Below are 18191 nucleotides of genomic sequence, written 5' to 3' on the forward strand. Positions count from 1 at the left end.
AACGCTACGAATGAGGGAATGACAAGTGAGTGACAAAGGCCTATAAAAGCGCGCTTCGTGACAGTCGTACGCCGACCCGGCGCCGATAGGGGGAAACGATTTTATGGATAATGCCTCTCCGTTCCAAGCGGCCTGGCAATGGCGCAAGTTCGCCACCTGTCATCTTCTGGCGCTCCTGCTGCTGATCCTGTGGCTCTGGGGCCCCACCCGCGAGCTGATGAACGGCTTCGACTTCTGGCTCTTCGACAAGCTCAACGGCTCCCTCGCCCTCAACGAAACCTGGCTGAAACTCTGGGGCCTGCTCAGTACCCGACCGTTCGACGCGGTGGTCGGGGTGATCCTGCTCTGCCTGCTGATTCGCGGCGACTGGCTGCTGCCAGCGAACCAGGTACGGCGGCTGACCTTCGGCTTCATCGTGACCCTGCTGATCCTGGTGGTGATCCGCGTGCTCTACGCCAAGATCGCCCACCACCTGCACTGGCAGCACGCCAGCCTGTCGATGCTGATGGACAAGGCCATCCACCTCAGCGACCACTTCCCTGACTGGGAACTCGTGTGGGAAATCAAGGACCGCTCCAAGCGCAGCTTCCCCGGCGACCACGCCTCGGTGCTGCTGGTCTGGGCGCTGTTCATGTCGCTGTTCGCCCGCCGCGCCGGGCAGTTCCTGCTGATCTGGGCCCTGGCCGTGCTGTTCATGCTGCCGCGCCTGGTAGCCGGCGCGCACTGGGGCCAGGACGACTACATCGGCGGCCTGCAGATGGCCCTGCTGGCCCTCGCCTGGGGCTGCTACACACCGCTGGCGGCGAAGGCCAGCGGCTGGCTGGTGCAGGTGACCGAACCGCTGTTCCGCCTGCTGGCGAAATTGCCGCTGATCGGCCGCCTCGGCGTGGTCCGCGACTCGGCCTGAGGCCATCCCGGTCTCCCCTGCGGGAGACCGGCGCTTCTCAGTCCTGGCCGCCGCGCAACTGGTGGATCTGCCGCCGCTGCTTCTTGCTCGGCCGCCCCTCGGTCTGTACGCCCAGCGCCCCGGCCTTGCGCATGGCCGCCGCGCGCTCGCGGCTTTCCACGCTGTCCGCGGTTTCCTCGTAGAGAGCCTGGGCCTCCGGCGCGCCACGACGGACTACGGAAAGCGCGCGAATCGTCACGGTTCGCTCGTCGAAGCCCGTACGAATGGTCAATTCCTCCCCTACCCTGGGTTCCTTGCTCGGCTTGCACCGCTCGCCCCGGCAATGCACCTTGCCGCCCTCTATCGCGGCCTTGGCCAGCGCCCGGGTCTTGAAGAAGCGCGCCGCCCAGAGCCACTTGTCCAGGCGCACCTTGTCGTCGTCTTTCTCGCTCACTGGCATTTCCCGTATCCGTTCCGCCGTTGTCTCGCGACTGTCATCGACAGCCGCTAGGTTCGTCTTCGGCATCCTCGGGCAGCCGTCTGGCGGCCGCCCATAGCCCTGCTAGAATGCCGGCAAAACGCCTGGAATGCCTACCCGTGAAGACATTCGACCAGCTTTCCGTCATCGGTCTGCGCGAGTGGATCGCCTTTCCCGAACTGGGCATGGTCGGGCTGCGCGCGAAGATCGACACCGGCGCCAGCACCTCCAGCCTGCATGCCTCGGACATCGTTCCCTTCGAGCGCGACGGCGAGAAGTGGGTGCGCTTCACCGCCCACCTCGGCACGCTGGTACAGCGCCGGCACCGTTGCGAAGCGCCGATGGTCGCGCGCAAGACCATTCGCAGCTCCAACGGCCAGGCCCAGACCCGCTACGTGATCCGCACCACCCTGGCGCTGGGCGATCGCATGTGGCCGGTAGAGTTCACCCTGGCCTGCCGCAAGTCCATGCGCTATCGCGTGCTGCTCGGCTCCAAGGCGCTGATCGCCGGGCAACTGGTGGTCAACCCGGCCCTGGCCTACGTCCAGGATCGTCCCGAGTCGCCGGCCGCCCTGCCCGCGGCGACGGGCATCAACCTACTCGACGGGAGTCCGGTTTGAGCCATTCGCCGGCAGCACCTGTCCAACCTCCATCCATTCCCGAAACGGCCGGTCCAATGCCTGCCGCGACGACAACCCACAGCCTCGCCGCCGCTGCCCGCCAGCCGGTCCAACCCATCCACAGGTGCTGAATGAAAATCGCCGTGCTGTCGCGCAATCCCCGGCTCTACTCGACTCGTCGCCTGGTGGAGGCCGGGCGGGAGCGCGGCCATGAAATGGTGGTCATCGATACGCTGCGCGCCTACATGAACATCGCCAGCCACAAGCCGCAGATCCACTACCGGGGACAACCGCTGGAGGGCTTCGACGCGGTGATCCCGCGCATCGGCGCCTCGGTGACCTTCTACGGCTGCGCGGTATTGCGCCAGTTCGAGATGATGGGCGTGTTCCCGCTCAACGAGTCGGTCGCCATCGCTCGCTCGCGGGACAAGCTGCGCTCGCTGCAACTGCTCTCGCGCAAAGGCATCGGCCTGCCGGTGACCGGCTTCGCCCACTCCCCGGACGATGTCCCGGACCTGATCGAGATGGTCGGTGGCGCACCGCTGGTGATCAAGCTGCTGGAGGGCACCCAGGGCATCGGCGTGGTCCTCTGCGAAACCGAGAAGGCCGCCGAATCGGTGCTCGAGGCTTTCATGGGGCTCAAGCACAACATCATGGTCCAGGAGTACATAAAGGAAGCCGGCGGCGCCGACATCCGCTGCTTCGTGGTCGGCGACAAGGTGATCGCCTCGATGAAGCGCCAGGCAGCGCCCGGCGAGTTCCGCTCCAACCTGCACCGCGGCGGCAGCGCCAGCCTGATCAAGATAACCCCGGAAGAACGCATGACCGCCATCCGCGCCGCTCGCGTGATGGGCCTGAACGTCGCCGGGGTGGACATCCTGCGCTCCAACCATGGTCCGCTGGTAATGGAGGTGAACTCCTCGCCGGGCCTGGAAGGTATCGAATCCACCACCGGCAAGGACATCGCCGGAATCATCATCCAGTACCTGGAAAAGAACGGCGGCCCCCACCTGGCCAGGACGAAGGGAAAGGGGTGAGCCGGACCAGACAACGCATGCGTTGTCCCAGCGCATCGGACGCACCGCATTACGCCGGCGATCCCGGCCTCGACAGAAGGTCCATGCCACGCTTGAATGAAGCACCGCCGCAACCGATGCCGGAAACCCCGCCGAACCCCGGGCTCTTCCGGCACTCGAATCCTTTCCTGACGCTTCATGGAATCGCCGCATGACCTCTCGTCCCTCCTCCGACCAGACCTGGCAGCCCATCGACGGCCGGGTGGCGCTGATCGCGCCAGCCTCGGCCATCGCCACCGACGTGCTGGAGGCGACCCTGCGGCAACTGGAAGTGCACGGTGTGGACTACCATCTCGGCCGCCACGTCGAAGCCCGCTACCGCTACCTCGCCGGGACGGTCGAGCAGCGCCTGGAAGACCTGCACAACGCCTTCGACATGCCGGACATCACCGCGGTCTGGTGCCTGCGCGGCGGCTACGGCTGCGGCCAGTTGCTGCCGGGCCTGGACTGGGGGCGCCTGCAGACGGCCTCGCCGCGGCCACTGATCGGTTTCTCCGACATCTCGGTGTTGCTCAGCGCTTTCCACCGCCACGGCCTGCCTGCGATCCACGGCCCGGTGGCAACCGGACTCGGTCTGTCGCCGCTGAGCGCCCCCCGCGAGCAGCAGGAGCGGCTAGCCTCTCTGGCCTCGGTCAGCCGCTTGCTGGCCGGAATCGACCATGAACTCCCGGTGCAGCACCTCGGCGGACACAAGCAACGCGTCGAAGGCGCGCTGATCGGCGGCAACCTCACCGCCCTGGCCTGCATGGCCGGCACCCTCGGCGGCCTGCACGCCCCGGCGGGGTCGATCCTGGTCCTGGAGGACGTCGGCGAACCCTACTACCGCCTGGAGCGCAGCCTCTGGCAATTGCTCGAAAGCATCGACGCGCGCCAGCTCGGCGCGATCTGCCTGGGCTCGTTCACCGATTGCCCGCGCAAGGAAGTCGCCCACAGCCTGGAGCGGATCTTCGGCGAATACGCCGCCGCCATCGAGGTGCCGCTCTACCACCACCTGCCCAGCGGGCATGGTGCGCAGAACCGGGCCTGGCCTTACGGGAAGACCGCGGTGCTCGAGGGAAACCGGTTGCGCTGGTAGGGACGGGGCGCGCCCCTCTCCGTAAGCGCGAGAGGGGTTGGGAAGTGCCGCTGGAACGGCACAAACCCGTCGAGTATCAGGCCGCGCCGCGCGGTAGCAGCAACCCCAGCGGCAGGCAGACCCGCGCTTCCAGGCCGCCGCCATCGCGGTTGCGCAGTTCGACGCTGCCGCCGTGCTGGGCGGCGATGCGCTTGACGATCGCCAGGCCGAGGCCGGTGCCCTTGCCGCCACGCGCCTTGTCGCCGCGGATGAAGGGATTGAAGATGCTGTCCACTTCCGCAGGATCGATGCCCTGGCCGCGATCGAGCACACTCAGCACCACGTAGGGCGCCGCGCTTTCGCCGGCCACGTAGCTGGCCACCTCAACCGAGCCGCCACCGTGGTTCAGGGCATTGTCGATCAGGTTGCCCAGCAGACGCTTCATCGACACCCGCCGCAACGGCATCGCCGGTACCGGCTGCAAGGCCATGCGCACCTGCTCGCGAGTCTGGTTGAACGGTGCCACCACCTCGCGCACCAGGTCGGTCAGGTCGCCCTCCTCCACCGGCTCGTCGCGGCCGTCGCGGATGAAGGCGAGGAACTGGTCGAGGATCGCATCCATGTCCTCGATGTCGCGGACCATGTCCTCGACCATCTCCCGTTCGCTCTCCGGCAGCAACTCCAGCGACAGGCGCAGGCGTGTCAGCGGGGTGCGCAGGTCGTGGGAGACACCGGCCAACATCAATTCGCGTTCGCGCCCGCCCTGCTCGATGTCCTCGGCCATCTGGTTGAAGGCGCGATACACCTCGGCCATTTCACTCGGCGTCTCCGGCCCCAGCGGCAGACGCACGCTGCGCCCCTGGCCGAACTGGCGGGCGGCGACCACCAGGCGCTTGAGCGGCTGGCTGAGCTGGCGGACGAAGATCCAGGCGGCAGCGGTGGAGAGCAGGCCGATGCCGAGGAACCAGCCGAGCACGCTCCAGATCCGTTGGCCACGCAAGGGATGCGGATACAGCGGCACCGCCAGCCAGCCTTCGCCGAGGCTCGGTGCGCGCACCCAGAGCTGCGACGGCTGGTGGATACGCAGGCGGGTCTCGGTGTCCGGCCCCAGCTCCATCTGCATCTGCCGCTGGAAGATTTCCGTGTACGGCCAGTGCTGCTCGCCGGGCTGGTCGGCGCTGCTCGGCACCCAGCGCAGGCCGGAAGCCTTGGCGATGGCCGCGCGCGACTCCTCGTCGGCAGCCCAGAACGCGCGGATGGTCAGCGCCGCGCCGTGGCTGTACTGGCGGTCGACGATCACGTCCTCGTTCATCAGCAGGTAGACCAGGGTCAGCGCCTTGGAGAACAGCACGACGATCAGCACCAGCCAGAGGGTGCGGGCGAAGAAGCTTTGCGGGAACCAGAGCGGCGTTTTCATCGATCGGACCGGTTGCGCGCCGGCGGACGGGGCCGACGCCTGTTGCGGGTAAGACGACGCGGCCGGTGCATCGCTGCACCGGCCGCGCGGAGACTCAGGCCTTGCGCGCGTTGCCATCCGGCACGAACACGTAGCCGACCCCCCAGACCGTCTGGATATAGCGCGGCTTGGACGGGTCCGGCTCGATCAGCCGGCGCAGGCGCGAGATCTGCACGTCGATGGAACGCTCCAGGGCATCCCACTCGCGGCCACGGGCGAGGTTCATCAGCTTGTCCCGGGTCAGCGGTTCGCGGGCGTGCTGCACCAGGGCCTTGAGCACGGCGAACTCGCCGGTGGTCAGCATGTGTACCTCGTCGCCCTTCTTCAGTTCGCGGGTGGCGAGGAACAGCTGGTAGTCGCCGAAGGTCACCACCTCGTCGGCACCGGCAGGCGCGCCGGGCACCAGCGGTGCCTGGCGGCGCAGCACGGCCTTGATCCGCGCCAGCAGTTCGCGCGGGTTGAACGGCTTGGCCAGGTAGTCGTCGGCGCCCAGTTCCAGGCCCTGGATGCGGCTGCCCTCGTCGCCCTTGGCGGTGAGCATGATGATCGGCACCTGGTTGTTCTGTTCGCGCAGGCGGCGGCAGGCAGTGAGGCCGTCCTCGCCGGGAAGCATCAGGTCGAGCACAACCAGCTGGAACAGTTCGCGGGATAGAAGGCGATCCATCTGCTCGGTGTTCTCCACCGCGCGGACGCGGTAGCCCTGCTCGTCGAGGAAACGTTCGAGCAGGCGGCGCAGGCGGGCGTCGTCGTCGACGACGAGGATCTTTTCACCTTCGGCCAGGGCGGCAGGGTTCGACATAGAAACTCCCAGAATGAGTCAGGCGGGCATTATCGCCCAGGTAGCGGCTGGGCCGGACTGTCCATTGTTAGCAGATTTTTCCCCGACCAGCCGCCCTCCAAGGCGAAACTTGGCAGGTATAATGCGGCGCTTTTGCGGCGGGGCGTTGTCTACACGGCCCGTTTTCGTTCGTTTTACCAGGTGGATCAATGGACAGCATCAACACCCGTATCGCCGAAGAGCTCTCCGCACTGCCCTCCGGCCGCGTTCAACCGCAGCAAGTCGCCGCTGCCGTCGCCCTGCTCGACGAAGGCTCCACCGTTCCCTTCATCGCCCGTTACCGCAAAGAGGTCACCGGCAGCCTCGACGATACCCAGTTGCGCATGCTGGAAGAGCGCCTGCGCTACCTGCGCGAACTGGAAGAACGCCGCGGCGCGATCCTCGCCAGCATCGAGGAACAGGGCAAGCTGACCCCCGAACTGGCCCGCGACATCAAGCTCGCCGACACCAAGACCCGTCTCGAAGACCTCTACCTGCCTTATAAGCAGAAGCGCCGCACCAAGGGCCAGATCGCCCTGGAAGCCGGCCTCGGCGCGCTGGCCGACGCACTGTTCGACGACCCGACCCTGGTCCCGGAAAGCGAGGCCGCGCGTTTCGTCGACGCCGAGAAAGGCTTCGCCGACGTCAAGGCGGTGCTGGAAGGCGCCAAGTACATCCTCATGGAGCGCTTCGCCGAAGACGCCACGCTGCTCGACAAGCTGCGCGTGTTCATGAAGAACGAAGCGACCCTGACCGCCCGCGTGGTCCCCGGCAAGGAACAGGAAGGCGCCAAGTTCAGCGACTACTTCGAACACGACGAGCCGCTGAAAAGCGCCCCGTCGCACCGCGCCCTGGCAATCTTCCGCGGACGCAACGAAGGCGTCCTCAGCGCCTCGCTGAAGGTCGGCGAGGAAGCGCCGGGCACCCTGCACCCATGCGAGGTCATGATCGCCGAGCGCTTCGGCCTGTCCAACCAGGGCCGCGCCGCCGACAAGTGGCTGGCCGAGGTGGTGCGCTGGACCTGGAAGGTCAAGCTCTATACCCACCTGGAAACCGACCTGTTCGGCGAGCTCCGCGACGGCGCCGAGGACGAGGCGATCAGCGTGTTCGCGCGCAACCTGCACGACCTGCTGCTGGCCGCCCCGGCCGGCCCGCGCGCCACCCTCGGCCTCGACCCGGGCCTGCGCACCGGGGTCAAGGTCGCGGTGGTCGACGCCACCGGCAAGCTGCTGGACACGGCCACCGTCTACCCGCATGCGCCGAAGAACCAGTGGGACCAGACCCTCGCCGTGCTCGCCGCGCTCTGCGCCAAGCACCAGGTCGAGCTGATCGCCATCGGCAACGGCACCGCCAGCCGCGAGACCGACAAGCTGGCCGGCGAACTGATCAAGAAATATCCGGGCATGAAGCTGACCAAGATCATGGTCAGCGAAGCCGGCGCATCGGTGTATTCCGCCTCCGAACTGGCGGCGAAGGAGTTCCCCGAGCTGGACGTGTCCCTGCGCGGCGCCGTGTCCATCGCCCGCCGCCTGCAGGACCCGCTGGCGGAGCTGGTGAAGATCGAGCCCAAGTCGATCGGCGTCGGCCAGTACCAGCACGACGTGTCCCAGCTGAAGCTGGCGCGTAGCCTGGACGCGGTGGTCGAGGATTGCGTGAACGCCGTCGGCGTCGACGTCAACACCGCCTCCGCCGCCCTGCTGGCACGCATCTCCGGCCTCAACTCGACGCTGGCGCAGAACATCGTCGCGCACCGCGACGCCAACGGCGCGTTCCGCACCCGCGACGAGCTGAAGAAGGTCAGCCGCCTGGGCGAGAAGACCTTCGAGCAAGCCGCCGGCTTCCTCCGCGTGATGAACGGCGACAACCCGCTGGACGCCTCGGCGGTGCACCCGGAAACCTATCCGCTGGTGCAGCGCATCGCCGCCGACACCGAGCGCGACATCCGCTCGCTGATCGGCGACTCGGCGTTCCTCAAGCGCCTCGACCCGAAGAAGTTCACCGACGAGACCTTCGGCCTGCCGACCGTCACCGACATCCTCAAGGAACTCGACAAGCCCGGCCGCGACCCGCGTCCGGAGTTCAAGACCGCAGAGTTCCAGGAAGGCGTCGAGAGCCTCAAGGACCTCAAGCCGGGCATGGTCCTGGAGGGTGTGGTGACCAACGTCACCAACTTCGGCGCGTTCGTCGACATCGGCGTCCACCAGGACGGCCTGGTGCACATCTCGGCGCTGTCCGAGAAGTTCGTCAAGGATCCGTACGAAGTGGTCAAGGCCGGCGACATCGTCAAGGTCAAGGTCATGGAAGTGGACATTCCGCGCAACCGTGTCGGCCTGTCCATGCGCATGAGCGACACCCCCGGCGAGAAGGTCGAAGGCCAGCGCGGCGGGCGTCCCGCCGGCGGCGGCCAGCCACGCCAGGAGCGTGGCGCCCCGCGCGGACAGAGCGCGCCGCCGGCGAACAACGCCATGGCCGCGCTGTTCGCCAACGCCAAGCAACTGAAGAAGAAGTGACGGAGCCGTCCATGAGCGAGATGCCCGCCCGCGAGCAGATGATCAGCGCCTACAGCGAACTGGTCGGCCTGGACCCGGTCAGCCTCGGCGACGGAGTCGCCGAGGTACGCCTGCCGATGGCCGCGCACCTGCGCAACCGCGGCGGGGTCATGCATGGCGGCGCGCTGTTCTCGCTGATGGACGTGACCATGGGGCTGGCCTGCTCCAGTTCCCATGGTTTCGACCGCCAGAGCGTCACCCTGGAATGCAAGATCAACTACATCCGCGCCGTCGCCGACGGCGAGGTGCGCTGCGTCGCCCGCGTCCTCCATGCCGGGCGCCGCAGCCTGGTGGTGGAAGCCGAGGTGCGGCAAGGCGACAAACTGGTCGCGAAAGGACAAGGTACCTTCGCCCAGTTGTAAACCGGCGAGGCCGCCATGCGGCAGAGTGGCGCGCAACGGCGATCCCGATCCGTGCCGGGCGCCCGCCTCGACGGCTCCCGCCGAAGGCGCGGCGACCGGCCCCCGGACGAAGCGAAAACGCATTTACGTCCTCCCTCTTGTAGACCGCTCGGTCCACCCTCATATTGGGGCGACCGATCTGGGACGCGATCACAAGGAATCCCGACTTGAGCGATCTTCTCTCCCGCCGCCTGGCTCTGCTCGGCGCCGCAGCCAACCTGCCCCTGCTGACCGAGTGCCTGCATGGCATCGAGCGCGAATGCCTGCGAGTCGATAGCGACGGCAAGCTGGCACTCACCCCCCACCCCCGGGCCCTGGGTTCGACCCTGACCCATCCGCAGATCACTACCGACTACTCCGAGGCCTTGCTGGAGTTCATCACGCCCACGGAAACCGACGTCGCCGACACCCTGGGCGATCTCGAGCGCATCCACCGCTTCGCCAGTTCGAAACTGGACGGCGAGTACCTGTGGAGTCCATCGATGCCCTGCGAGCTGCCGGACGAGGAGAGCATCCCGATCGCCCGCTACGGCAGCTCGCTGATCGGCCGCCTGAAGTACGTCTACCGCAAGGGCCTGGCGCTGCGCTACGGCAAGACCATGCAGTGCATCGCCGGCATCCACTACAACTTCTCCCTGCCGGAGAGGCTCTGGCCGCTGCTGCGCCAGGCCGAAGGCAGCGAGCTATCGGAACGCGACTACCAGTCCGCCGCCTACATCGCCCTGATTCGCAATTTCCGCCGCTACAGCTGGCTGCTGATGTACCTGTTCGGCGCCTCGCCGGCCCTCGACGCCGGCTTCCTGCGTGGCCGCCCGAGCCAGTTGGAGCGCCTCGACGAACACACGCTCTACCTGCCCTACGCCACCAGCCTGCGGATGAGCGACCTGGGCTACCAGAACAACGCCCAGGCCGGCCTGACGCCCTGCTACAACGACCTGCAGAGCTACATCGACAGCCTGCGCCAGGCGGTCAGCACGCCCTACCCGCCCTACGAGAAGGTCGGCACCAAGCAGGATGGCGAATGGGTGCAACTGAACACCAACATCCTGCAGATCGAGAACGAGTACTACTCGAGCATCCGGCCAAAGCGCGTCACCTACACCGGCGAGCGTCCGGTGCAGGCCTTGGCCGCTCGCGGCGTGCAGTACGTGGAAGTGCGCTGCCTGGACATCAACCCGTTCCTGCCGCTGGGCATCGACCTGGACGAGGCGCGCTTCCTCGACGCCTTCCTGCTGTTCTGCGCGTTCAGCGACAGCCCGCTGCTGAACGGCGAGTGCAGCGACGCCACCGACAACTTCCTCGCCGTGGTCAAGGAAGGCAGGCGGCCGGGCCTGCAATTGCAACGTCGCGGCCAGCCGGTGGAATTGAAGGTCTGGGCCAACGAGCTACTCGAACGAATCGCCGATACCGCGGCGCTGCTCGACCGCGCACGCGGCGGCGAAGCCCACGCGGCGGCGCTGGCAGCGCAGCGGGCTAAGGTGGCCGATGCGGAACTGACGCCTTCGGCGCAGGTGCTGAAGGTCATGCGCGAGCGCGGCGAGAGCTTCGAAGCGTTCTCCCTGCGCCAGAGCCGCGAACACGCGGAGTATTTCCGCCAGCATCCGCTGGCCGCCGAAGAGCAGGCACGCTTCGAGAAGATGGCCAGCGACTCCCTGGCCGAACAGACGGAGCTGGAACGCGACCAGGATGGCGACTTCGATACCTTCGTCGCCGCCTACCAGGCGAGCATCCTCGGCCTGATCAGCAACTGAGCGAAGCCGGCGCGCCCCTGCGCCCAGGGACGCGCCGGCGGATCACAGGCTCTTCTCGAATACCTGCGAATTGCGCTGGAAGTTGTACAGCGAGGCCCGCGCCGCCGGTAGCCGCTCTACGCTGCTGGGCTGGAAGCCGCGCTCGCGGAACCAGTGCGCGGTCCGCGTGGTGAGCACGAACAGGGTCTTCAGGCCGAGTCCGCGCGCGCGCTCCTCGATCCGCTCCAGCAGTTCGTCGCCACGCCCGCCGTGGCGGTACTCCGGGTTGACCGCCAGACAGGCCAGCTCGCCCGCCTCGGAATCGGCGATCGGGTAGAGCGCGGCGCAGGCGATGATCAGCCCTTCGCGCTCGACGATGCTGAACTGTTCGATCTCGCGTTCCAGCACCTCGCGGGAACGGCGTACCAGGATGCCCTGCTCTTCCAGCGGGCGGATCAGCTCGATCAGCCCGCCAACGTCCTCGATGCCCGCCTCGCGCAACTGTTCGAACTGCTCCTGGGCGACCAGGGTGCCGTTGCCGGTGCGGGTGAACAGCTCGCTGAGCAGCGCGCCGTCCTCGGTGTAGCTGACGATATGGCTGCGCTTGACCCCGGCCCGGCAGGCCTGCGCCGCGGCGTCCAGCAGCTCGGCCTGGTAGCTGTTGCCCAGCCGTTGCAGGTGCGCGGGCACCTGCTGCGGGCGCAGTTCGCGGACCAGCTTGCCGGATGCGTCCAGCAGGCCCTGTTCGGCGCCGTAGAGAATCAGCTTTTCCGCTTCCAGGTCGATGGCGGCGCGCATGGCCACGTCTTCGCAGGCCAGGTTGAAGATTTCCCCGGTCGGCGAGTAGCCCAGCGGCGAGAGCAGGACGATGCTGCGCTCGTCGAGAAGGCGGCCAATGCCCTTGCGGTCGATGCGACGGACCTCGCCGGTATGGTGGTAGTCGACACCCTCGACCACGCCGATCGGCCGCGCGGTGACCAGGTTGCCGCCAGCGACCCGCAGGCGCGCGCCCTGCATCGGCGAGGCGGCCATGTCCATCGACAGCCGCGCCTCGATGGCGATGCGCAGACTACCCACGGCGTCGATGACGCATTCCAGGGTCGGCGCATCGGTCACTCGCAGGTCGCGGTGATAGCGCGGAGCCAGGCCGCGCGCGGCCAGGCGCGCCTCGATCTGCGGGCGCGAACCGTGCACCAGCACCAGGCGCGCGCCGAGGCTGTGGAGAAGGACCAGGTCGTGGACGATATTGCCGAAATTGGGATGCTCCACCCCTTCGCCGGGGAGCATGACCACGAAGGTGCGGTCCCGGTGCGAGTTGATGTAGGGCGAAGCGTGACGTAACCAGTTGACGTAGTCGGGCATGGTGGGGAAAGCCTGTCGTTTCGTGAGCGAGAGCAAAGCGTGAGCGGCCGGGACGGCCCGAAGGGCGCCGTTATCGTCGTCGCAGCAACATCGACAGGCTTCTCCTCACTTTCTGGTTAACGAGACGGATGGATCACGCGCGAGTTTAAACCCTCGGCGGCCCCGCAGCGGCGGGATTCGACCATGGTACGGGGCCTGGGGCCGGAACGAACCGTTTTACCACTATTTCTGAAAAAAACTATCCGAAAACCCCGGTTAACTCGCGCAGCGCTTTTTCGCTAGGCTGCCTCGTTCGCCGTGCCGTCCGGCGCGCAACCACGCGAACGAGGAAAATCCATGAGCGAATACTTCCATCACGTCCTGGTCGGCCTGCTCGCCGTGCTCCCGGTAGCCAACCCGCTGACCAGCGTCTCGCTGCTGCTTGGCCTCGGCGGCAGCCTACCGCCGGCGGAGCGCAACCGGCAGATATTCAAGGCCAGCCTCTACGTGGCGCTGATCATGCTGGTCAGCTTCTACGGCGGCAGCCTGGTGATGCAGGTGTTCGGCATCTCCATTCCCGGCCTGCGCATCGCCGGCGGGCTGATCGTCGCCTATATCGGCTTCACCATGCTGTTCCCCGCCACCACGCCGGACGAGACCGAAGTCCAGCACGACCTGCTGTCGGACGAGGAAAAGATCACCCCGCACTTCCGCGACCTGTCCTTCGTTCCGCTGGCCCTGCCGGGTACTGCGGGGCCGGGGACCATCGCCCTGGTGGTCAGCTCGGCGTCGACGCTGCAATCCACCTACGGAAGCATTCCGCTGTTCATCCACCTCGCGGCGATCACCGTCACCCTGCTCACCGCGCTGATCTTCTGGATCGCCCTGCAAAGCTCCGGGCGCATCATGAAGTTCCTCGGCGAATCCGGGATCGACGCCATCTCGCGAGTGGTCGGCTTCCTGCTGGTGGCGATGGGCGTGCAGTTCGTCATCAACGGCGGCTTCGAGCTGGTCGCCGGCCACGCCGCGCTTCAGTCGGCGGCGGGCGTCAGGCAGTAATGCTGGATCAGCCGGCGCAGCACGCCGACCATCGGTTCGATACGCGCCAGTTCCAGGTGCTCGTCGGGCTGGTGGGCACAGGCGATGTCGCCGGCGCCGAGGACCAGGGTCTCGCTGCCCAGGCGCTGGAAGTACGGCGCCTCGGTACCGAACGCCACGGCCTCGGCGCGATGCCCGGTCAGGCGTTCGGCGACGCGTACCAGTTCGCTGTCCTGCGCCTGTTCGAACGGCGGCACGGCAGGGAACAGCGGCTGGTAGTCGATGCTCACCTTGTGCCGTTCGGCCAGCGACCGCAGGCGCTGGCGGATCGCCTCGCGCAACTGCTCGGGCTGCATGCCGGGTAGCGGGCGCAGGTCGAATTCCAGCGAACACTGGCCGCAGATGCGGTTGGGATTGTCGCCGCCGTGGATGCAACCGAAGTTCAGGGTCGGCTGGGGCACGCTGAACTGCGGGTTGTTCCAGGCCTGCTGCCATTCCCCGCGCAGCGCCATCAGCTCGCCGATGGTCGCGTGCATCGCCTCCAGGGCGCTGCGCCCGAGGTTCGGATCGGACGAATGGCCGCTCTGCCCGAGAATCTCGATGCGCTCCATCATCACCCCCTTGTGCAGGCGGATCGGCCGCAGGTTGGTCGGCTCGCCGATCACCGTGGCGCGCCCCAGCGGCCGCCCGCTTTCGGCGAGGGCACGGGCGCCGGCCATCGAGCTTTCCTCGTCGCAGGTGGCGAGGATCATCAGCGGCTGGCGGAACGGCTGGTCGAGCAGCGGCAGCAAGGCCTCGATGGCCAGCGGGAAGAAGCCCTTCATGTCGCAACTGCCGAGGCCGTACCAGCGGCCGTCGCGCTCGTCCAGGCGCAGCGGATCGCTGCTCCACAGCGCTTCGTCGTAGGGCACGGTATCGGTGTGGCCGGCCAGCACCAGCCCGCCGGGACCGCTGCCGTAGCTGGCCAGCAGGTTGAACTTGCCCGGCGAGACTTCCCGGATCTCGCAGCGGAAGCCTAGATCGCCCAGCCAGGAGGCCAGCAGGTCGACCACCGGGCGGTTGGTCTGGTCCAGCTCGGGCTGGGTGCAACTGACGGAAGACGCGGCGATCAGCGCGCCGAACTGGTCTTTCAGAGACGGCAACGGCATGGGACTCTCCACACGGATCGAGCCCCATCATGGCCTATCGCGGCGGTGGATAAAACCGTCCGTTCCGGTTCCGCCTGCGCCAGCCGACGAAGACCGCGCTCAGGCACCGAACAGCGCGCGCAGGACCAGGAAGAACAGGATCGCCAGCACCGCGCCGGCCGGCAGGGTCACTACCCAGGACAGGAAGATCGAGCCGATCACCCGCAGGTTGAGCGCGCCGATGCCGCGCGCCATGCCGATGCCGAGCACCGCGCCGACCAGGGTATGGGTAGTGGACACCGGCAGGCCGATGGCCGAGGCGCCAACCACCGTGGAGGCGGTCGCCAGCTCGGCGGCGAAGCCGCGGCTGGGGGTCAGCTCGGTGATCTCCCGGCCGATGGTCGCGATCACCCGGTAGCCATAGGTAGCCAGGCCGATGACGATGCCCACCGCGCCCAGCAGCAGTACCCAGGACGGCACCGGCGAACGGCTCACCAGATCCAGGTCGCCGCCGGCCTGGACCACCGCGACGACCGCCGCCACCGGGCCGATGGCGTTGGCCACGTCGTTGGCACCATGGGCGAAAGCCATGGAGCAGGCGGTGAAGATCATCAGCACCGCGAAGACCCGCTCGACGCTGGCGAAGCCGCCACGCGGATCGGCTCCGCCAGTGGGTCGGATACGCAACAGCAGGACGATACCCAGGCCCATCACCAGGCCGCCGGCGAGCAACGCCAGACCCAGCGTCTGGAGGCCGGAAAGCTCCAGGCCGACATGCTTCAGGCCCTTGCCGACGGTCATCAGCGCGACCATGAAGCCCGCCAGGAACATGTACAGCGGCACGTAGCGGCGCGCGCTGCGGAACGGGTCCTCGGCATGCAGTACCAGCCACTGCACGCTCCTGAACAGGGCGAAGGCGAGCAGCCCGGACAGCACCGGCGTCACCACCCAACTGGCGACGATCGGGCCGATCGCGCCCCAGTGCACCGCGTGCACCGAGACACCGACCGAGGCGAAGCCGATGATCGCGCCGACGATGGAGTGGGTGGTCGACACCGGCCAGCCCTTGATCGTCGCCAGCAACAGCCAGACCCCGGCGGCCAGCAAGGCCGAGAGCATGCCGAAGACCAGCAGGTCGGGGGTCATGTACTGCGGATCGACGATGCCGCTCCTGATCGTTTCGGTGACCTCGCCGCCGGCGAAGTAGGCACCGCAGAACTCGAAGACCATCGCCACCAGGATCGCCTGGCGGATGGTCAGCGCCCGTGAGCCCACCGAGGTGCCCATGGCGTTGGCGACGTCGTTGGCGCCGACGCCCCAGGCCATGAAGAAACCGAACAGGCAGGCGAGTACGAGGAAGGCGAAGCCGTGGTCGGCGATCAGGGACATGGGCGGGGATCCGTATGCGGGCAGAAGGCGGAAAGAAACCTGGCGCTCAACGCGCCAGCAATTGCTCCAGGCGGTTGCCGACCCGCTGGGCGCGGTCGGCGACATCGCCGATCCATTCGATGATCTGGTAGAGGAACATCACGTCCACCGGCGGCAGCTCGCTTTCCAGGCGGAACAGCTCGCGGCGCACCTCGACCTGGATGCGGTCGGTGTCGTTCTCGATCGCCTCGAGTTCCTCCACCATGCTCTCCACCAGACTGGTCTCGCGCCCGCCGAAGCCGGTCTCGAGCAGTTCGTTGAGTTCGTTGACTACCCGCAACGCCTGGGCGCTGGCGTCCACCGAGCGCTGCACGTAGGCGAGCATCTGGCCCTGCAGCGGCAGCGGGATGCGCATGCGCCGGCCGAGCATCAGCCCGGCGATGTCCTTGGCGCGATTGGCGACTTTGTCCTGTACACTGAGCAGCTCCAACAGATCGGAGCGCGGCACCGGAAGGAACAGGCTCTTGGGCAGGTGCATCCGGACGTTCTTCTTCAGCCGATCGGCTTCCTGCTCCAGTCGCACCATGTCCTGCTGAACCTGTTCGACCTGCGCCCAGTCCTCGGCGATCACCGCGCGGAAGAACGGCAACAGGCCGGCCGCGCATTCGTGGGCCTTGGCGATGTGCTGCTGCATCGGCCCGATCGGCGAACGGCCGAACAGGCTGATGAACGGATTGGTCGGCATGGAACGCCTCCCTGGTGGAAATGCCGAAAAGTATAGGCCACCCACCCCGCGCGCCTTTGATCTGGAACACCTTCACCCGCGGACGCCTGGCGTCCCGAGCCGGACATCGCCCCATGCAGAAAGAAACCGAAATCAAACTCCGCGTCAGCCGCGCCACCCTGGAAGCCTTGCAGGAGCACCCGTTGCTGAAGAAACGCAACAAATCGGGCTGGGAGCGCCGCGAACTGTACAACCAGTACTACGACACCCCCGGCCGCGAGCTGGCCCGGGCCAAGGTCGCGCTGCGCATGCGCCGCGACGGCGAGCAGTACATCCAGACGCTGAAGAGCCGCGGGCAGAGCGTGGCCGGGCTGTCCGAACGCAACGAGTGGGACTGGTACCTGGAAAAGAACAAGCTCGACCTGAAGAAACTCGACGACAAGTGCTGGCCGGCGGCCCTCAAGGACCTCGACAAGAAGCAGCTCAAGCCGATCTTCAGCACCGACTTCGTCCGCCAGCGCGCCGAGATCGCCTGGGGCCGCGGCAAGGCCAGGGTAGTCGTGGAGGCGGCGCTCGACCTGGGCAAGGTGGTCGCCGGCGACAACCAGGAGGAAATCTGCGAACTGGAGCTGGAACTGCGTCAGGGCGATGCCGCCGCGCTGCTCGAGCTGGCCGCGGAACTGGCCGCCGACCTGCCGCTGATGCCCTGCGACATCAGCAAGGCCGAGCGCGGCTACCGCCTGTTCGACCCGAACAGCTACGAGGTCGATCCCCCGGCGCAGAAACTGCTGGCGGAAACCCCGCTGGACGGTGCCTTCGCCGCCATCGCCTGGTACCTGCTCGGCAGCAGCCAGCGACTGGCCGAACAGTATCGCTTCAACGGCCACTGGCGCCTGCTGGAGGACTGGCTGCAACACCTGCAGGACCTGCGTACCCTGCTCGGCAGCCTCGGCCAGGCGGTGCCACGCGCCAGCAGTCGCGAGCTGCGCGAAGCGCTGGACGCTCTCCTCGCCGACTGGGCGCCGCGCATCGAGCGCGGCCGTGACGACGAGACGCTACGCCAGCAGGCGCCGCAACTGTTCCGCGGCGAACTCGACGAGACCCGCTGGGGCCTGTTCTCCCTGAATGCCTCGCGCTGGCTGCTGGCCAAGGCCTGGACCGAGTCGCGCAACGAGCGCGGCAACCGCCAGGGCGCCGCCGCGCTGGGCAAATGGCTGCTGCGCAGCCTTGCCGAAGAAGCCCAGGCCACGCCGCTGGCGCGCGCCCACCAGCATCCCGAGCTGCTTCCCGACCAAGCGCCGCGCCTGCAGCGCATGCTTACCTGGTTGCGCCTGGCGCGCGGCGTGCTCGACCTGCCGGAAGCCGACCGCCTCTACGGCGAACTGGCCAAGTTGCTGGAGCTGCTGCGGCAACCTGTCGATGCCGAGCGCCTGGCTGACCGCGCCACGCAGGCCCATACTGTGCTGACGCTCAAACCCTGGAAGGCGCTGATGAAATAAGCTTCGCCGCTACCGCCATCATCCGAA

The 18191-nt window shown here is 67.3% G+C and carries 16 protein-coding genes; 9 read left to right on the top strand and 7 right to left on the bottom strand.

Going from position 1 to position 18191, the window contains the following annotated elements:
- Positions 1–103 precede the first annotated feature (103 nt).
- Complete coding sequence (locus M6E97_RS23020; RefSeq protein ID WP_033937908.1) at positions 104–907, top strand: phosphatase PAP2 family protein; 804 nt, start codon at positions 104–106, stop codon at positions 905–907.
- 37 nt (positions 908–944) lie between these two features.
- On the opposite strand, the gene M6E97_RS23025 is transcribed toward M6E97_RS23020, so the two are convergent.
- The gene (locus M6E97_RS23025) at positions 945–1340 is read right to left on the bottom strand and encodes an RNA-binding S4 domain-containing protein (protein ID WP_003136003.1); all 396 of its coding nucleotides are present in this window, start codon (positions 1338–1340) and stop codon (positions 945–947) included.
- 209 nt (positions 1341–1549) lie between these two features.
- Between M6E97_RS23025 and M6E97_RS23030 the strand changes: the two genes are divergently transcribed.
- The 3 genes from M6E97_RS23030 to M6E97_RS23040 all read left to right on the top strand — a co-directional run bounded on the left by M6E97_RS23030 (position 1550) and on the right by M6E97_RS23040 (position 4135).
- A complete protein-coding gene (locus M6E97_RS23030; RefSeq protein ID WP_003123679.1) occupies positions 1550–1984 on the top strand; it encodes an ATP-dependent zinc protease in 435 nt (144 codons plus the stop codon).
- A 131-nt stretch (positions 1985–2115) separates the two neighbouring features.
- Positions 2116–3021 carry a 30S ribosomal protein S6--L-glutamate ligase gene (gene rimK, locus M6E97_RS23035; protein ID WP_003096254.1) on the top strand — a complete coding sequence of 302 codons (906 nt, stop codon included), beginning with the start codon at positions 2116–2118 and terminating at the stop codon, positions 3019–3021.
- Between the two features lie 190 nt (positions 3022–3211).
- On the top strand, positions 3212–4135 hold the full coding sequence (locus M6E97_RS23040; protein WP_023876151.1) for an LD-carboxypeptidase: 924 nt from the start codon (positions 3212–3214) through the stop codon (positions 4133–4135).
- A gap of 76 nt (positions 4136–4211) precedes the next feature.
- Here the strand turns inward: M6E97_RS23040 and amgS are convergent, their stop codons facing one another.
- On the bottom strand, positions 4212–5531 hold the full coding sequence (amgS, locus tag M6E97_RS23045) for a two-component system sensor histidine kinase AmgS (protein ID WP_003109988.1): 1320 nt from the start codon (positions 5529–5531) through the stop codon (positions 4212–4214).
- A gap of 94 nt (positions 5532–5625) precedes the next feature.
- Complete coding sequence (amgR, locus tag M6E97_RS23050) at positions 5626–6369, bottom strand: two-component system response regulator AmgR (RefSeq protein WP_003096259.1); 744 nt, start codon at positions 6367–6369, stop codon at positions 5626–5628.
- A gap of 188 nt (positions 6370–6557) precedes the next feature.
- Between amgR and M6E97_RS23055 the strand changes: the two genes are divergently transcribed.
- The 3 genes from M6E97_RS23055 to gshA all read left to right on the top strand — a co-directional run bounded on the left by M6E97_RS23055 (position 6558) and on the right by gshA (position 11088).
- Positions 6558–8897, top strand: a complete 2340-nt coding sequence (locus M6E97_RS23055; RefSeq protein WP_003109989.1) for a Tex family protein — start codon at positions 6558–6560, stop codon at positions 8895–8897.
- 38 nt (positions 8898–8935) lie between these two features.
- Positions 8936–9298 (top strand): PaaI family thioesterase, encoded by a 363-nt coding sequence (locus M6E97_RS23060; protein ID WP_042115369.1) that lies wholly within the window; start codon positions 8936–8938, stop codon positions 9296–9298.
- A 206-nt stretch (positions 9299–9504) separates the two neighbouring features.
- The gene (gene gshA / locus M6E97_RS23065; protein ID WP_003141926.1) at positions 9505–11088 is read left to right on the top strand and encodes a glutamate--cysteine ligase; all 1584 of its coding nucleotides are present in this window, start codon (positions 9505–9507) and stop codon (positions 11086–11088) included.
- A gap of 42 nt (positions 11089–11130) precedes the next feature.
- Here the strand turns inward: gshA and argA are convergent, their stop codons facing one another.
- Positions 11131–12429, bottom strand: a complete 1299-nt coding sequence (gene argA, locus M6E97_RS23070; protein WP_003096265.1) for an amino-acid N-acetyltransferase — start codon at positions 12427–12429, stop codon at positions 11131–11133.
- 336 nt (positions 12430–12765) lie between these two features.
- On the opposite strand from argA, the gene M6E97_RS23075 reads away from it, so the two are divergent.
- Positions 12766–13467 (top strand): MarC family NAAT transporter, encoded by a 702-nt coding sequence (locus M6E97_RS23075; RefSeq protein ID WP_003096266.1) that lies wholly within the window; start codon positions 12766–12768, stop codon positions 13465–13467.
- Here M6E97_RS23075 and argE read toward each other — a convergent pair.
- The 3 genes from argE to M6E97_RS23090 form a co-directional block, all read right to left on the bottom strand.
- Positions 13440–14594, bottom strand: coding sequence for an acetylornithine deacetylase (gene argE, locus M6E97_RS23080; protein WP_033937909.1), 1155 nt, complete (start codon positions 14592–14594; stop codon positions 13440–13442). The two genes, M6E97_RS23075 and argE, sit on opposite strands and share 28 nt — an antisense overlap.
- Before the next feature lie 99 nt (positions 14595–14693).
- A complete protein-coding gene (locus M6E97_RS23085) occupies positions 14694–15962 on the bottom strand; it encodes an inorganic phosphate transporter (RefSeq protein ID WP_003100079.1) in 1269 nt (422 codons plus the stop codon).
- Between the two features lie 46 nt (positions 15963–16008).
- The gene (locus M6E97_RS23090; RefSeq protein ID WP_003096272.1) at positions 16009–16686 is read right to left on the bottom strand and encodes a TIGR00153 family protein; all 678 of its coding nucleotides are present in this window, start codon (positions 16684–16686) and stop codon (positions 16009–16011) included.
- A 113-nt stretch (positions 16687–16799) separates the two neighbouring features.
- On the opposite strand from M6E97_RS23090, the gene M6E97_RS23095 reads away from it, so the two are divergent.
- Positions 16800–18164 (top strand): inorganic triphosphatase, encoded by a 1365-nt coding sequence (locus M6E97_RS23095; protein ID WP_009314472.1) that lies wholly within the window; start codon positions 16800–16802, stop codon positions 18162–18164.
- The last annotated feature ends 27 nt before the right edge of the window (positions 18165–18191 follow it).

It is taken from the genome of Pseudomonas sp. B111 (assembly GCF_026428275.1).
Classification (GTDB): Bacteria; Pseudomonadota; Gammaproteobacteria; order Pseudomonadales; family Pseudomonadaceae; genus Pseudomonas; species Pseudomonas aeruginosa.

Coding starts and splice junctions, on each gene's coding strand:
- M6E97_RS23020 (WP_033937908.1), top strand. CDS start 104: ATGGATAATGCCTCTCCGTTCCAAGCGGCCTGGCAATGGCGCAAGTTC.
- M6E97_RS23030 (WP_003123679.1), top strand. CDS start 1,550: ATGGTCGGGCTGCGCGCGAAGATCGACACCGGCGCCAGCACCTCCAGC.
- rimK (WP_003096254.1), top strand. CDS start 2,116: ATGAAAATCGCCGTGCTGTCGCGCAATCCCCGGCTCTACTCGACTCGT.
- M6E97_RS23040 (WP_023876151.1), top strand. CDS start 3,212: ATGACCTCTCGTCCCTCCTCCGACCAGACCTGGCAGCCCATCGACGGC.
- amgS (WP_003109988.1), bottom strand. CDS start 5,531: ATGAAAACGCCGCTCTGGTTCCCGCAAAGCTTCTTCGCCCGCACCCTC.
- amgR (WP_003096259.1), bottom strand. CDS start 6,369: ATGTCGAACCCTGCCGCCCTGGCCGAAGGTGAAAAGATCCTCGTCGTC.
- M6E97_RS23055 (WP_003109989.1), top strand. CDS start 6,558: ATGGACAGCATCAACACCCGTATCGCCGAAGAGCTCTCCGCACTGCCC.
- M6E97_RS23060 (WP_042115369.1), top strand. CDS start 8,936: ATGATCAGCGCCTACAGCGAACTGGTCGGCCTGGACCCGGTCAGCCTC.
- argA (WP_003096265.1), bottom strand. CDS start 12,429: ATGCCCGACTACGTCAACTGGTTACGTCACGCTTCGCCCTACATCAAC.
- M6E97_RS23075 (WP_003096266.1), top strand. CDS start 12,766: ATGAGCGAATACTTCCATCACGTCCTGGTCGGCCTGCTCGCCGTGCTC.
- argE (WP_033937909.1), bottom strand. CDS start 14,594: ATGCCGTTGCCGTCTCTGAAAGACCAGTTCGGCGCGCTGATCGCCGCG.
- M6E97_RS23085 (WP_003100079.1), bottom strand. CDS start 15,962: ATGTCCCTGATCGCCGACCACGGCTTCGCCTTCCTCGTACTCGCCTGC.
- M6E97_RS23090 (WP_003096272.1), bottom strand. CDS start 16,686: ATGCCGACCAATCCGTTCATCAGCCTGTTCGGCCGTTCGCCGATCGGG.
- M6E97_RS23095 (WP_009314472.1), top strand. CDS start 16,800: ATGCAGAAAGAAACCGAAATCAAACTCCGCGTCAGCCGCGCCACCCTG.